Source organism: Arthrobacter sp. Y3221048 (assembly GCF_059092685.1).
Genome location: NZ_JBNHHX010000003.1, coordinates 426,199 through 440,792 on the forward strand (window position 1 = coordinate 426,199; position 14,594 = coordinate 440,792).

General features: G+C 66.3%; 15 protein-coding genes. 5 read left to right on the forward strand and 10 right to left on the reverse strand.

All coding sequences use genetic code 11. The annotated features are described in order from the left end of the window. Window position 1: 1 nt before the first annotated feature. From trpS to AC5RVS_RS10800, 8 genes are all read right to left on the reverse strand, one after another. Complete coding sequence (gene trpS, locus AC5RVS_RS10765; protein ID WP_494108389.1) at window positions 2-1,048, reverse strand: tryptophan--tRNA ligase; 1,047 nt, start codon at window positions 1,046-1,048, stop codon at window positions 2-4. A 47-nt stretch (window positions 1,049-1,095) separates the two neighbouring features. Continuing rightward, complete coding sequence (locus AC5RVS_RS10770; RefSeq protein ID WP_494108390.1) at window positions 1,096-1,920, reverse strand: exodeoxyribonuclease III; 825 nt, start codon at window positions 1,918-1,920, stop codon at window positions 1,096-1,098. Between the two features lie 83 nt (window positions 1,921-2,003). Further along, window positions 2,004-2,534, reverse strand: a complete 531-nt coding sequence (locus tag AC5RVS_RS10775) for a hypothetical protein (protein WP_494108111.1) — start codon at window positions 2,532-2,534, stop codon at window positions 2,004-2,006. A 60-nt stretch (window positions 2,535-2,594) separates the two neighbouring features. Beyond that, window positions 2,595-2,954 (reverse strand): VOC family protein, encoded by a 360-nt coding sequence (locus AC5RVS_RS10780; RefSeq protein ID WP_493987883.1) that lies wholly within the window; start codon window positions 2,952-2,954, stop codon window positions 2,595-2,597. Between the two features lie 120 nt (window positions 2,955-3,074). Beyond that, window positions 3,075-3,908, reverse strand: a complete 834-nt coding sequence (locus AC5RVS_RS10785) for an ABC transporter permease (protein WP_493987882.1) — start codon at window positions 3,906-3,908, stop codon at window positions 3,075-3,077. Further along, window positions 3,905-4,963, reverse strand: coding sequence for an ABC transporter permease (locus AC5RVS_RS10790; RefSeq protein WP_494108112.1), 1,059 nt, complete (start codon window positions 4,961-4,963; stop codon window positions 3,905-3,907). Before AC5RVS_RS10790 ends, AC5RVS_RS10785 begins: the two co-directional genes overlap by 4 nt. Next, window positions 4,956-5,894 carry an ABC transporter ATP-binding protein gene (locus tag AC5RVS_RS10795; RefSeq protein WP_494108391.1) on the reverse strand — a complete coding sequence of 313 codons (939 nt, stop codon included), beginning with the start codon at window positions 5,892-5,894 and terminating at the stop codon, window positions 4,956-4,958. The genes AC5RVS_RS10790 and AC5RVS_RS10795 overlap by 8 nt, the downstream gene beginning before the upstream one ends. A 99-nt stretch (window positions 5,895-5,993) precedes the next feature. Beyond that, a complete protein-coding gene (locus tag AC5RVS_RS10800; RefSeq protein WP_494108113.1) occupies window positions 5,994-6,914 on the reverse strand; it encodes a LysR substrate-binding domain-containing protein in 921 nt (306 codons plus the stop codon). A gap of 191 nt (window positions 6,915-7,105) precedes the next feature. On the opposite strand from AC5RVS_RS10800, the gene AC5RVS_RS10805 reads away from it, so the two are divergent. From AC5RVS_RS10805 to AC5RVS_RS10820, 4 genes are all read left to right on the forward strand, one after another. Continuing rightward, a complete protein-coding gene (locus tag AC5RVS_RS10805; protein ID WP_494108114.1) occupies window positions 7,106-8,296 on the forward strand; it encodes a cytochrome P450 in 1,191 nt (396 codons plus the stop codon). Between the two features lie 69 nt (window positions 8,297-8,365). Continuing rightward, window positions 8,366-8,692, forward strand: a complete 327-nt coding sequence (locus AC5RVS_RS10810) for a 2Fe-2S iron-sulfur cluster-binding protein (protein WP_494068255.1) — start codon at window positions 8,366-8,368, stop codon at window positions 8,690-8,692. A gap of 169 nt (window positions 8,693-8,861) precedes the next feature. After that, entirely contained in the window at window positions 8,862-9,188 is a 327-nt protein-coding gene (locus AC5RVS_RS10815) for a 2Fe-2S iron-sulfur cluster-binding protein (RefSeq protein WP_494108115.1), read from the forward strand. A gap of 47 nt (window positions 9,189-9,235) precedes the next feature. Then, window positions 9,236-10,486 (forward strand): NAD(P)/FAD-dependent oxidoreductase, encoded by a 1,251-nt coding sequence (locus AC5RVS_RS10820; RefSeq protein WP_494108116.1) that lies wholly within the window; start codon window positions 9,236-9,238, stop codon window positions 10,484-10,486. Here the strand turns inward: AC5RVS_RS10820 and AC5RVS_RS10825 are convergent. Continuing rightward, on the reverse strand, window positions 10,481-11,434 hold the full coding sequence (locus tag AC5RVS_RS10825; RefSeq protein WP_494108117.1) for a LysR substrate-binding domain-containing protein: 954 nt from the start codon (window positions 11,432-11,434) through the stop codon (window positions 10,481-10,483). The two genes, AC5RVS_RS10820 and AC5RVS_RS10825, sit on opposite strands and share 6 nt — an antisense overlap. A gap of 267 nt (window positions 11,435-11,701) precedes the next feature. On the opposite strand from AC5RVS_RS10825, the gene AC5RVS_RS10830 reads away from it, so the two are divergent. Beyond that, the gene (locus AC5RVS_RS10830; protein ID WP_493987873.1) at window positions 11,702-13,096 is read left to right on the forward strand and encodes an MFS transporter; all 1,395 of its coding nucleotides are present in this window, start codon (window positions 11,702-11,704) and stop codon (window positions 13,094-13,096) included. Between the two features lie 270 nt (window positions 13,097-13,366). On the opposite strand, the gene AC5RVS_RS10835 is transcribed toward AC5RVS_RS10830, so the two are convergent. After that, the gene (locus tag AC5RVS_RS10835) at window positions 13,367-14,347 is read right to left on the reverse strand and encodes a putative endonuclease domain-containing protein (protein ID WP_494108118.1); all 981 of its coding nucleotides are present in this window, start codon (window positions 14,345-14,347) and stop codon (window positions 13,367-13,369) included. Window positions 14,348-14,594 lie beyond the last annotated feature (247 nt).

The following is a 14,594-nucleotide window of genomic DNA, read 5'->3' on the forward strand; positions in this document are numbered from 1 at the left end:
GCTAGCGTCCGCCTCCGGCGGACAAAAACCCTACCTTGGAGTACACATCAGCGAGTGTAGCCGATGCGATTGAACGGGCCTTGTGGGCTCCGCGGGCCAGCAGCCGGTCCAGTTCGGCCGGATCGTCCAGCAGCTCCTGGGCGCGGGCCTGGACCGGGGCGAGCGTCTCGACGACGACCTCGGCCAGATCGACCTTCAGGTGACCGTACATCTTGCCCTCGTACTCCTGCTCCAGCTGCGCGACAGTCTTGCCCGTGAGCGTGGAGTAGATGGTGAGCAGATTGGAAATGCCCGGCTTGGCCTCGCGGTCGAAGCGGATCTCCGTACCGTCGTCGGTGACGGCCGACTTGATCTTCTTGGCAGCCTGCTTCGGGTTGTCGAGAATGTTGATCAGGCCGGCGGTCGACTCGGCCGACTTGGACATTTTCGCGGTGGGGTGCTGGAGATCGTAGATCTTCGCCCCCTCCTTGGGGATCACGGCTTCGGGAACCACGAAAGTTTCCCCGAACCGGTGGTTGAACCGCTGGGCCAGGTTCCGCGCCAGCTCCAGGTGCTGGCGCTGGTCCTCGCCCACGGGCACGCCGTAGGGGCGGTACAGCAGAATGTCCGCGGCCATCAGCACCGGATAGGCGAACAGCCCCACGGTTGCCGCGTCGGTGCCGTTCTTCTGCGTCTTGTCCTTGAACTGGGTCATCCGGGATGCCTCGCCGAAGCCGGTCACGCAGTTCAGGACCCAGGCCAGCTCGGCGTGCTCCGGCACGTGGGACTGGACGAAAAGCGCGGTCCGGTCGACGTCGATGCCGCCGGCGATGTACTGCGCGCAGGTGACCCTGGTGCGCTGGGCCAGATCCTTCGGATCGTAGTCCACCGTGATGGCGTGCAGGTCGGGGATGAAGTAGAACGCTTCGTACTCGTCCTGCAGCTTGACCCAATTGACGAGTGCGCCCAGATAGTTGCCCAGATGCAGCGAGTCGGCGGAGGGCTGCATGCCGGAGAGAAGCCTGGGACGCTCGGCCTGCGGCCGGTCCGTCTGCCCGGCGGCCGGCATGGCGGTTTCTGTGGGTTCTGTGGTTCCTGTGCTCATCGGTGTGCTTCCTAGAACTGGTAGTCGACGACCAGCGGTGCGTGGTCGGAGAATCGGGCGTCGTAGGTGGCGGCACGGTCGACCGCCGCGGCCGTCGCCAGATCGGCCAGTGACGGGGTGGCCACCTGATAATCGATCCGCCAGCCGGAGTCGTTGTCGAAGGCCTGGCCGCGCCAGGACCACCACGTGTAGGGCCCGCTGACGTCCCCGGCCAGTGACCGGTGCACATCCCGCCAACCGATCTCCTCGCCAAAGAAGCGGTCGAAGTAGGCCCGTTCCTCGGGCAGGAAGCCGGCGCGCTTGACGTTGCCCTTCCAGTTCTTGATGTCCAGCTCGGTGTGGCCCACGTTCAGGTCGCCGACGACCAGCGCGTAGTCCCGCTCGGCCTTCAACTGCGGCAGCCGGCGGCACATGGCATCCAGGAAACGGTACTTGTCCACCTGCTTGGGCGTGTCGACCTCGCCTGAATGGACGTACGCGCTCACCACGGTCAGGGTCTTTTCGCCGTCGGCGCCGTCCACCGCAAAGTCGGCCTCAACCCAGCGGCCGGCGGAGAGGAAGTATTCATCGCCTATATGGCTGCGGGTGGCGGTGGGCTCAACACGGGAAGCGATGGCAACACCGGCGCGGCCCTTGGCCTCCGCTTCCGCATGGAGGATGTGCCAGTCGCTGCCCAGCAGCTCACGTACGACGGCGTCCGGCGCCCGCACCTCCTGCAGGCACAGGATGTCCACGTCCCTGACCGCCAGCCACTCGGCCATGCCGCGCTTGTAGGCGGCGCGGATGCCGTTGACGTTGACGCTGGCGATCCGCAGTGTCTTGCCTGCCTGGATCAGTCCGCCTGCTGCGTCGCGGGAGGTGGTCGGTGCGGGGGAAACGGTTGCCAAAGTCACCCGACTACCTTACCCAACCCTTCAGTTCAGCCAACAACCGTGCCGCTGACGGTTTCGCCGCCGTCTTCCTTCCGGATCATGCCGCGGCCGTTGTGGGCGGTGATCTCTACCGTCTCCAGCGCCCGGTCAACCATACCCTCGTCTTTGCCGCGGTAGTCGCGGATCACTTTGGCCTGCACCTGGATGATCTTGAAGCTGTGGTCCAGCTTTTCGTCCCGCACGGCGTTCGCCTTGGAAATCTCTTCCTCGACGACGGCGGTGCCGCCGCCGGGCGCGGGGTTGACCCTCCCGGCGTAATCGGCCTGCACATTGGCCAGCTTCTCCTTCGCCTTGCGGGTGGCGCCGCGGACGCTGAACACCACGAAGGCGGCCAAGGCCAGCCATGCCAGCGACACGGCGACGACGATCCAGCCGATGACGTCGTTCTCATTGGCGGCAAAGATCACCGCGACCAGGAAGACAAGCACCAGCACGGCCAGGCTGATGTTGCCGGCCTTGAACGGCAGCTGGCGGGCGGCGGACGAAACGGAAGCAGACTCGGGACCAATTGATCGCATGGGCCTATTCTCTCAAATCCATGCGCTCCCGCGCGCCGTGTCCGCCCACGGCTCAGCGCGCTACCACTGCACCAGGCAGAATGGGTGTCCGGCCGGGTCGAGGTACACCCTGAAGGTCTCGCTGCCCGAGTCCATGCTGGTGGCTCCAAGCTGGAGCACCAGCTCCTCGGCGATGTCCAAATCCCTGACCCTGACGTCCACATGCATCTGCTGGGGATGCTCCTGGCCCGGCCACTGGGGTGGTTCGTAATCCTGGACCTGTTGGAAGGCGATGGCCGGCCGGTCCGGGGCGTCCCCGATGCTGATCCAGCCGTCGTCGTCCTGTTGGACCCGGATCATGCCCAGCAGCTCCTCGTAAAAAGTGGCCAGTGCATCGCTGTCCGGACAATCGATCACCAGTGCCTGCCACTTGCCGATCATGTGCCAGCTCCTTCGTTGGTTCAAGGCCTTTGGACGGTCGTTCCATCATTGACGCCACCTAAGCGTGTGGCAACCCCGGCAGGACAAGGCGGCGCCCGGCCGGCACACGTCGGCCCGCGATCAGTTCAGGAAGAGCTTGCGCAGCCTGCCCGTGGTCAAGATCAGCCCGAGCACAATCATGACCAGGAAGTACAGGATGTGGATCCACGTGGCGGCAGTGAAGGCGCCGACGCTGAGCTGGCGCAGCAGTTCCACGCCGTGCCAGAGCGGAAAGGCCTGGATCAGCCACTGGATCGGCTCCGGGTAGACGCTGAGCGGGTAGAAAGTCGCGGAGAACAGGAACATCGGCAGCATGATGAAGTTGATCCAGTCCATCTGCTGGAACGTCTTCATGTAGCTGGTGATCGCCATGCCGAACGATGCGAAGCCAAAGGCGACCACCACGGCTGCGGGGATCATCAGCAGCGCCCAGGGCGAGGTGATCAGCCCCATGGCGCCCATCACCGCGGTGAAGCCGGTGGCGTAGAGCGCTCCCCGCATCAGCGCCAGCAGGATTTCGCCGAGCGCCACGTCCAGCGGTCCCAGGGACGTGTACAACATGCCTTCGTAGAGCTTGGCGAAGTTCAGTTTGAAGAAGACGTTCCAGGTGGAGTCGTACACCGCGCCGTTCATCGCCGAGACGGCCAGCAGCGCCGGCGCTATGTAGTTCGCGTAGCCGATTTCGGTTCCGCCGGGCCCGCTGATGGTGCCGATCAGCGAGCCCAAACCGATGCCCATGGCCACCAGGTAGAGGACCGGCTCGACGAAGCCGCTGACCATGATCGCCCAGTTGGTTCCCCAGGTGGCCTTGACGCCGCGTGCGAAGACCGCGCGGACGTTGCCGGCATAGAGGGAGCCTAACGGGCGGCGCGCCGGCTCGAGCCGAGGCGGATGCGGGAGAACGTGCTGGCTCATTTGCCCAGCCTCCTGATATAGATTCGGCGCGCGAGGAGCCAGCCGGCCGCGCAGAGGACGGCCAGGTAGGCGACATGCAGCACGGTCAGCCATGCCGGTTCAACATAGCCGTAGCTGAGCACCCTGCCCAGTTCCGTCGAATGCCACAGGGGCGAGATCCAGCCGATCCAGCGGACCAGCAGCGGCATGGCCTCCAGCGGGAAGAACGTGCCGGAGAAGAGGAACAGCGGCATCACGATGAACCGCTGCACCAGCGCGAATTGCCCGCGGTCTTCTTCGATGCTGGCCGAGTACGCCATCAGCGGCAGTCCGAAGGCCATCCCACCCAGGGCCGCTGTGATGACCATCAGCCAGGCGGTGGCCTCGGTCACCGCGCCGAAGATGACCAGGCAGAGGAAATACAATCCGGTGGTCAGCAGCAGCCGGGCCAGCACTCCCATCGAGTGCCCGTTGACCAGTTGGTGGCTCTGCAGGGGCGAGGCGTTGGGGCCGTAGTAGGTCTTGCGCCATCTGAACCCCGACATCACCGAGTACGTGTTCTCTTCGCTGGCCACCATGATCGCGGCGGTCGCCAGGAGGGCAGGCGCCACGAAGACCAGGTACGGTACGGACTGGCCGTTTCCGGCGTCGAGCGAGGCGTTGGTGTTGGCGTCCACCAACGTGGCCAGCCCGACGCCCATGGCAAACAGGTAAACCAGCGGCGTGCCGACCGCCGTCATCAGGACCGTCCAGCCGTAGCCGCGCAACTGCCGCAGCCAATGCTCCAGAAAGTAGACCGAGCCGAAGTTCCGGGCGCGTTCGGCCGACTGCAGCGGGGTCAGCGGCGAGCGCAGGCCGGTGACGGGCCGTGTCAGGGCATCGACTTCGCGCAGCGACAACTCCTCCGGGGCGCGCGTATCGACCGCGCCCGCGGGGGCCGCGGCGTCCGGCGCGGCGGCCGGAGCGGCTCCGGCTCCCCCGGACTCCTGGACCGGCGCCGGTGGTACTTCGGCCGGGCGCGCGGTGATCTCCTTGTCCTGCCCGCCCGGCACCTGCGTGGGCTGTTGCTCAGTCAATGAGGCTCCTGCCGGTCAGCCGGAGGAAGACGTCCTCCAGGCTGGAGCGCCGTACCAGGGACGTGATCGGGCGCAGGCCGCGGTTGGACACCTGCTCGAGCGCCGCCTCGCCGTCGTCGGCATAGACGAGGACACGGTCCGGCAGCGTTTCAAGCCGCTCCCCGATGCCGGCCAGCTCCGGCGCCACGGTGGTATTTCGCTCGGAACCGAACCGAAGCTCCAGGACCTCACGGGTGGAATGTTCGCGGATCAGGGCGGCCGGCGACCCTTCCGCCATGATCTTGCCCTTGTCCACCACGATCAGGCGGTCGCACAGCTGCTCGGCCTCGTCCATGTAGTGCGTGGTCAGGATCAGGGTCACCCCCGCTTCCTTGAGCCGGAAGAGCCGGTCCCACAGGATGTGGCGCGCCTGCGGATCGAGTCCGGTGGTGGGCTCGTCGAGCAGCAGCACCTTCGGGTCGTTCATCAGCGAACGGGCGATGGTCAGCCGCCGTTTCATGCCGCCCGAGAGGGCATCGACCTTCGCCTTGGCCTTGTCCGTCAGCTGCGCGAACTCCAGCAGTTCGTCCGCTTTGGGCCGCAGGTAGGAGTACGGCAGGCCGAAGTAGCGGCCGTAGACAATCAGGTTGTCGCGGACCTTCAGCTCTTCATCCAGGTTGTCCTGCTGCGGCACGACGCCCAAGTGGGCCCGCACCTCCGGTCCGTGTCGGTCCGGGTCCAGACCCATGATGCTCAGATCGCCGGACGTCCGCTGCGAAACGCCGCCGATCATCCGCATGGTCGTGGACTTGCCCGCACCGTTCGGCCCGAGCAACCCGAACGACTCCCCCGCCGGGACTTCGAAGGAGATGCCGTCAACGGCGTTGAAATCGCCGTAAGTCTTCACGACGTTCCGGGCGGAAATGACGGGTGCGGACGTTTGCTGAGGCAACCGGTGTGAAAGGGATGTTTGAGGCACTGCTATAGCCTAGATCACATCAGCGATTGAAGAAAGCCAATCGGGGTCTCCCTTTTGGCGGTGCGGGGTGCATCAGCGGCCGGACCCACCGGGGCGGGGCGCATGGGCCTCGACCGCATACCGGACCATCTCGGCGGCCCGGTCGGTCAGCCTGATCCCTTCGGGCCAGACGACCTTCACGCCGACAGGGCGGACCGCCGGCTCGATCGGCAACGCGGTGAAGCTCCGGCCCTCATACGTGGCATCGCCGGACGGGCGCTGCACCAGAACCGAGTAGCCGATACCGCGCCCGACCAGCGAGCGGGTCAGTTCGAAGTCGGTGGTGCGGTATCGGATTCTCGGCACCACGGAAGCGTCGCGGAACACCGACATCGTGTGATGGCTGCTCGGCGGGGCATCAAGCAGGATCATCGGCTCCTCGGCCAACTCGGCCAGGTTTACGGCTTTTTGGCCGGCCAACCGATGGTCGGCCGGCATCAGGGCGTAGGCATGCATGGCGTCGATCTGCGCCGACTCCAGCCCGGGCCGCAGATCCATGTCGTAGACGATGGCCAGGTCCAGCTCCCCGGCGAACAGCTTGTCTTGCACGGCATCCTGGGTGCCTTCGACGAAGTCCAGCTGTACCTTCGGATGCTCGGCGGCAAAGCGCTCCAGCAGCTCGGGCAGGACGGTCGGCGCCAGGGTCAGGTAGCAGCCCACCACCAGCGGACCGGCCAGCTCTCCCCCGCCGCTGCTGGTGCTTAGCTCCAGCTCCTCGGCTTCGCGCAGGAAGGCCGCCGCGCGGGCATGCAGTTGCCGCCCCGCCGGCGTCAGGCTGACACCGTGCGCCTTACGGCGGACCGTCAGCTGCGTGCCAAAGATACGTTCCAGTTCCTTCACTGCCGCAGCCACTGCAGTCTGCGAAACATGCAGTTCGTCGGCAGCGGCCGCGATGGTGCCGGCGTCGGCCACTGCTACGAAGTACGCCAATTGCCGCAGCGTGTACCGGACCAAAAGCTCCTCCTGCCTTGCGAAAACAAAATCAAAGTTTTTCGGGGGATATTTCCCCTATTTATGAACTTTACCGGCGGATATGTCTGCTGTCACACTTTGAGGAGACAGACCTCACGCCCGGTAAGGGCGCGAAGCCGCCGGCAAGGATCCGGGACACCGTCCCCGGACCAGCCACGACGAGGAGAGCGAGTATGACCGCCGCTACCGAAGCCCGCCCGGTCCCCACCGCGGATTGGGTCACCATCCCGGATCTCTATCGGAACCCGTATCCGATCTATCAACAGCTGCGTGCCGAAGCGCCGGTGCATTGGGTTCCCGCGGTCAACCGGTACATGGTCACCAGCTACCAGGCCTGCCATGTGATCGAGCAGGACCAGGAGCGTTTTTCCGCCGACGAGACCAATTCGCTCATGAAGCGGGCCATGGGCCACTCGATGCTGCGCAAGGACGACCCGGAGCACGACGTGGACCGGAAATCCTACGGGAACGTGCTGCGGCCCAAAGCCATCAAGGAGCACTGGAACGCCATTTTCCAGGCCAACAGCGACAAGTACCTGGCGCAGCTGAAGGCGGCAGGCCCGGGCGCCGACTTCATCTGGGAGTATGCCGCTCCGTACGCTGCGGAAAACCTGCGGCTGATCATGGGTTTCCACAATGCCACGCAGGAAGACCTGCAGCGTTGGTCGCAGACGATGATCGACGGCACCGGCAACTACGCCGACGACCCGGACGTCTGGAGCAAGTCGGAAAAGTCGTACAACGAGGTCGACGACGCGATCGATGAAATTTTGCCCTACCTGCGCAAGAACCCGGATTCCAGCCTGCTGTCCGGCCTGACCTCCATGCCGATCCCGCTTGAGGCCATCCGGGCGAACATGAAGATGACCATCGGCGGCGGCCTGAACGAACCGCGTGACGTCCTGGGCACCACCGTGTGGGCGCTGCTGGCCAATCCGGACCAGTTGGCCCAGGTGCTGTCGGACGAGTCCCTGTACGCGCGCGCCTTCGAGGAATCCGTGCGCTGGGTGGCACCCATCGGCATGTACCCGCGGGAGGTCACCCGTGACACCGTGGTGGAGGGCATGCAACTGCCGGCCGGCGCCCGGCTGGGCATCGTCGTCGGCGCCGCCAACCGTGACCCGGCGGTGTTCGAGGACCCCGAATCCTTCAACATCAACCGGGAGAAGAAACCGCATCTGGCTTTCGGCGGCGGCAACCACTTCTGCGCCGGCGCCTGGGTGGCACGCGCTTCGGTGGCGCAGATCGCCATGCCGCAGGTTTTCCGCGAACTGCCCAACCTCCGCCTGGATCCGGACAACCCTCCGGTCGACGCCGGCTGGGTCTTCCGCGGCATGACTAAATTCCCGGTGCTCTGGGGATAAGGGTCGGCCCGCAGGGCGCCCCTCCCGCGACTCCCTTAAACCAACGCCTACAGCAAGGACGATTCCCCCATGGCAAAGATCAGCTTCCACCACTCCGACGGCAACGTGGACGTGCTCGACGTCGACCCCGGCACCTCCCTGATGCGCGCCGCCGTCACCAACGGCGTCGACGGCATCGTCGGCGAATGCGGCGGCCAGGCCATGTGCGCCACCTGCCACGTCTACGTCCGCCCCGAATACCTCGACGGCCTGCCCGAGATCGGCGACGACGAGGATGAAATGCTCGACTGCACCGCCGGCCCCCGCGACGAAACGCGCAGCCGGCTCGGCTGCCAGATCACGGTCGGCGACGGCCTCGAGCAAATCGAGGTCGACGTCCCCGACGACCAGATCTGAGTGTTTCCGCAGGCGGTGGCCCGGTGCAGCGACGCCAGTGGGGTGCGGCCGGCGGCCGTCTGGGCGAACCGCAATCAATGCTGACCGAAGCCGCCACGGCGCATTCCGGCCGCTGGGCCGGGCTGCTGGCCTACGATCAAGGTTCAGGCCCGAATCGAGGAGACGAACCTTGGCGAAAATCCGCTATCACCACTCCGACGGCAACGTCGACAGGCTGGACGCCGAACCCGGCATGACGGTCATGATGGCGGCGGTGATCAACGGTGTGGACGGCATCATTGGCGAGTGCGGCGGCCAGGCAATCTGCGCCACCTGCCACGTCTACGTCCGGCCCGAATACGCGGACGGGCTGCCGGAGATCGGCTCCGCCGAAGAGGAAATGCTCGAAACCACCGCGTCTCCCCGCGACGCAGCCCGCAGCCGGCTGGGCTGCCAACTCACCGCCGGCGACCACTTCGACGAACTCGAGGTCGACCTCCCCGACGTGCAGGCTTGACCGGGCCGTTTGCGCCCGACTGCGCGTCCCCTACCGAAAGGCCCTCCATGAACAGCCCGGAAAACATCGTCATCGTTGGCAACGGCCAGGCCGGCATCCAGCTGGTGGATTCGCTGCGCAAGGAAGGCTACACCGGTGCCATCACCCTGCTCGGCGACGAGCGGCACCACCCCTACCAGCGGCCCCCGCTGTCCAAGGACTACCTGGCCGCCGGGAAGACCCCGGCCCCGCTCCCGCTTCGCCCGGAGAAATTCTTCACCACCAACGACGTCGACTCCCGCCTGGGCGTGCTCGCCACCTCGATCGACCGGGCGGCCAGGACCGTCACCCTCGATGACGGCACCACCCTGCCATATACGAAGCTGGTGCTCGCCACCGGGGCAGCCAACCGCGAACTGAGCGTGCCCGGCGCCGACCTGGCCGGCATCCACGGCCTGCGCACCCTCACCGACGCCGAGGCCCTGCAGGCCCGCCTCGAGACGGTGGGCTCCGTCGTCGTCATCGGTGCCGGTTTTATCGGCCTGGAGTTCGCCGCCGCCGCCCGCGCCCGCGGGCTGGATGTCACAGTCCTCGAATACGCCGACCGGCCCATGGGCCGGGCCCTGACCCCCACGATGAGCGCGTTCTTCGCCGCCGCCCACCAGCGCCTCGGCGTGACCCTGCGCCTGGGCGAAGGCATCGCCTCCTTCGACGCCGACGACGACGGGCACGTCACCGCCGCGGTCAGCGCCACCGGTGATCGCTACCCCGCCGACCTGGTCCTGGTCGGTGTCGGCGTCGTCCCGCGCACCGAGCTCGCTTCGGCCGCCGGACTCGCGGTGGACAACGGCATCACCGTGGACGCCACCCTGCGCACCTCCGACCCGGACATCTACGCCATCGGCGACTGCGCGTCCTTCCCCAACGCCCACGCCGGCGCCCGCACCCGGCTCGAATCCGTGCAGAACGCCACCGACCAGGCCCGGCATGCCGCCCGCGCCATTCTCGGCGCCGAGCCCGGCGGCTACGCGGATCTGCCCTGGTTCTGGTCCAACCAGGGGCCGCTGCGCCTGCAGATCGCCGGCCTGGTCGCTCCCGGCGACGACGTCGTGCTCCGCGGCGACCCCGCCGACGAAAAGTTCTCCGTGTTCTGCTTCCGCAACGGCACCCTGGCCGCGGTGGAATCCGTCAACCAGCCCGCCGACCACATGGCCGCCCGCCGCCTCCTCGCCGCCGGCTGCACCCTCACCCCCGAACAGGCCGCCGACCCCGGTTTCGACTTCAAGGGCTACTCCAAACTGCAGCCGGCAGCGCTATAGCATCGCCGCCGGATGAGGCAGGCGGCGGCGGGGTAATGTTCCTTCGCCGCTGCCCAGTGCCTGCACTGCATGTCCCAGCACCGCCTCGGCCCTGGGACTGAGCACCATGGTGTCCGGCCAGATCGCACACATCGTGGTCTGCGACACGGGCGGCGACAACGGCCGCACCGCGACCGGAAGGCCTTCGACTGTCACGGCGGGGGCAGCCGGCCGGGACATCAGCAGCGCGTACCCCAGCCCCCGCCCGACCAAGGCCTGCACCAGCACGACCTGCGGCATGGACGTGGCAATGTACGGGCGCAGGCCGCGTTCCTCAAAGACGCGATACGTGTTGGCCGTGCTCGGACTCGACTCGTACATGATCAGGGGTTCGGCGGCGAGATCGGCCAAGTCCACCGTTGGCTGCGCGGCCAACGGATGTTCCGGCGGCAGCACCGCCTGCAACTCGGTCTGATAGATGGTGCGCTGGCTGTACCCGGCCGGGAGTTCCATGTCGTAAACCATGGCCAGGTCCAGCAGCCCGGCGTCCAGTGCGGGCAGCAGGTCGTCGTGGGAACCGACCGTGACGTCCACGCTGATACCCGGATACTGTTCGGGCAGGCGATCGAGCACGGAGGGCAGGACGGTGCTGGCAAAGCTCGCAAAGCACCCCAACCGCACGGGTCCCTTGAGCTCGCCGGCTGCGCCTGACAGGTCGTTGATCAGCGCTTCCGCATCGCGCAACAGCAGTCGAGCCCGTTGCGCGAAGAACTGGCCCGACGGGGTTAGTTGGAGGCCGCGCGCCTTTCGCCGCACGCAGAGCTGCTCACCCGCGGCCCGTTCCAAAGCCGTGATTGCCTGCGACAGCGCGGATTCCGAGATGTTCAGGCTGGCGGCAGCCGAGCTCAAGGTCGGATGGTCCGGGAGGGCAGCGAAGAGTTGAAGCTGGCGCAAGGTGAAATCGACCACAGTACTTCAGTCCAATCAAAGAAGTTCGCCGGTTATCTGAAGTTTACCGACGATTGCGAGGCGTGTCACAATGGTTGTCACGTTCAACGTTCTGCCCCGAACGGTGGCTGATCCCAACCGGCGGGCATCGCCGGGCTGCTGAGCAGACCCGGTGGCGGAACCACACGACCCGGGCCGAACAACCCGGCCTCGTCGTTCCCGCCCGCCTTAGCTCCACCCATCTGGTCACGCCGGTCTCCTCGACGTGACCGACCCAAGAGGACAACTATGAGCACTACAGTTTCCGGGCAATCGTCCGCCGCGAACCAGCGTCGCGTCGCGTTTGCCACCATCATCGGCACCACCATCGAGTGGTACGACTTCTTCATCTACGCCACGGCCGCGGGCCTGGTCTTCGCGCACCTGTTCTTCGAGCCGGCCGGCGAATCCATCGGGCTGCTTCTTGCCTTCGCCTCCGTTGGCATCAGCTTCCTGTTCCGGCCGCTGGGCGCCTTCCTGGCCGGCCACTACGGCGACAAGCTCGGCCGCCGCGCCATGCTGGTCATCACGTTGATGATGATGGGTGCAGCGACGACGCTGATCGGCGTCCTGCCCACCTATGAGACGGCCGGAATCCTGGCCCCGGTGCTGCTGCTCTCGCTGCGCATCCTGCAGGGCATCTCCGCCGGCGGTGAATGGGGCGGAGCCGTCCTGATGGCCGTGGAGCACGCCCCGCGTGACCGCCGCGGCCGCGCAGGCTCCTTCCCCCAGCTGGGTGTTCCGCTGGGCATGCTGCTCGCTTCGGGCGTCATGACTTTGATGACCGGCGTAATCTCCCCCGGCGAGGCCTTCCTTGAATGGGGCTGGCGCGTTCCGTTCCTGCTCAGCGTCGTGTTGATCGCCGTCGGCTACATGGTTCGCCGCTCGGTGGACGAGTCCCCGGTGTTCAAGGAAATCGCCGACAAGAAACAGCAGCAGAAGGTCCCCATCGTCGAACTGTTCCGCAAGCACTGGCTGCTGGTCATCCTGGCCGCACTGGTCTTCGCCGGCAACAACGCCGCCGGCTACATGGCCACCGGCGGGTTCATCCCCAGCTACGCCACCAGCGAAGCGGTAGGCATGGAGCGCACTGACGTGCTGCTGGCCATCACGTTCGCCTCGGCCATGTGGTTCATCTTCACCGGCCTGGCTGGCATACTGGCCGACAAGATTGGCCGCAAGCGCACCTACCTGATTGGTTTCGGCGCGCAGCTGCTGACGGTCTTCCCGCTGTTCTGGCTGATCGACACCGGCTCGCTGGGGATGCTGTACTTCGCGCTGGCAATCTTCAGCGTCGGCCTGGGCTTGAGCTATGGCCCGCAGGCGGCCTGGTACAGCGAGATCTTCCCGGCCTCGGTGCGCTACTCGGGTGTCTCGATCGCCTACGCACTGGGCGCGATTCTTGGCGGCGCGTTCGCTCCGACCATCGCCCAGGCACTGATCAATTCCACCGGCACCAGCAGCTCCGTCTCGGCGTACTTGTTCGGCATGACGATCATCTCCATCATCGCCGTGCTGATCCTGCGCGACCGCCCGGGGATCGATCTGTCGATCAACAACCAGGCCGAACAGGAAGTCGGGGCTACTGTCTTCGACAAGCGGCGCGGTGTCTCCACCGATGACGCAGTCAAGGTCGGCGTCTAAACCAGCCAGGCTGTGCTGTAGTAACGCCAGCTGACTCAATACCGAGGCGGGTGTCCTGCCGGAGCAATTCCGGCAGGACACCCGCCTCGTGCGTCGTGCCTCGTCGCCTGTTTCGTCGGCCTCTCCATCGGGTTCGCTGCCTAAAGACTTGCAGCCGTTGCCGCGGTCACATGTCGCCACGTGCGAATCCTCGTGCAGAATGCCCTCGGTGCCACAACCGGCGTCGTACTGGTGCCACCAGAACACCCTGCGGGAGGGCCGGTTGTGAGCTCAGGCAGCTTGCTCCGCGGACCAACCACGCCGCTGCAGCGCCGCGGTGATTTTTTCGATCGCACGCTCTGCGCCGTTGGCCATGTGCCGTCTGGAGATCCGGACTTCGTCCCAGTCTGCTGACCGGGCCCGTTCCGCCCGCTCAATGTCTCGCGCGATTTGATCTGCCTCGCCGTGGCCTTCGCCCTCGTATTCAATGGCGATCCGGTATTCAGGCAGGGACAGGTCCGGGCTGTGCAGCATGGCGCCGTCGTCGTCCCTGATCGGCTTGTTCACATCGGGTTCCGGCAATCCCGCGCTCAGCATGGCCAGCCGGAGCCTGGTTTCGGGCGGAGAGTCGGCTCCGACCCGGGCCAAAGCCAAGGCTGCACGAGCCTTGCGCAGCCCCCGCTTTCCCGGGTGGCGGCTCAGCATGGCCCCAAGTTCCTCCCGGGTGCTGAATGGGGCCAAGCGCCCTTCGAACTCCGGCCGCGGAATGCGGAGGAGGTAGTCGGCTATCACCACCAAGTCACCCAGATCGAGGGCCTCGGCCAGGTCCAGCCATGTCCGCGTGCGCGTCGTGATGCGCAGTCCATCCACGTAAACCACTTCATCCGGAACGAGCCCGGATCGGTGACCCACCACGCCGGGGCGTTGCATCCATGCGCCGGTGCTTGGGCGCGAGATATGAAACCGCCGATCGAAGCCGGCGGCAGCAGGTTCGGGAAAGCCCCACAGGCGTGCCGCGGTGCCATGTGAGGCGGCGCTGGAATCGCTGACCCGCGTGAACGGCCGCACGCGGGCTGCGAGATCGAGGCCAGCCGGCTGGACGGCGCAGATGCCTCGGCTTATCCGGATGAAGCGGTGATGACGCAACTGGCTCTTGCTCAGCCCCGATTTCAAGCCGTCCTCGATCGTGAAGGCGGAAGCCTGCAGGTGTGGCGGGAGCGGCCGCAGCCGTGGCAGGCGCTGTTCGGGTCCCGGTCGACGTGCTGGGTTCATTCGGACATTATCTACAGCCGGCGCAATGGCGGGCGGAAGTTATTCACAGGCAGGGTTATCGAGTGGAGAAAAGGTGCAGCGAACGTCGGCGTGTCGCTGCACCTTTTCGCCAGTCCATTGTCACCAAAGTTGTCGCAGGCTCGGTTTCGGTGGCGGCCCAGGATTTGGCTAGCGGATCAGCCCGGCGGCCGCTCGCGAGTTGGTAGGGATCAGCCCGGCGGGCCGCGCGTGAGGCCCAGCCCCCGGC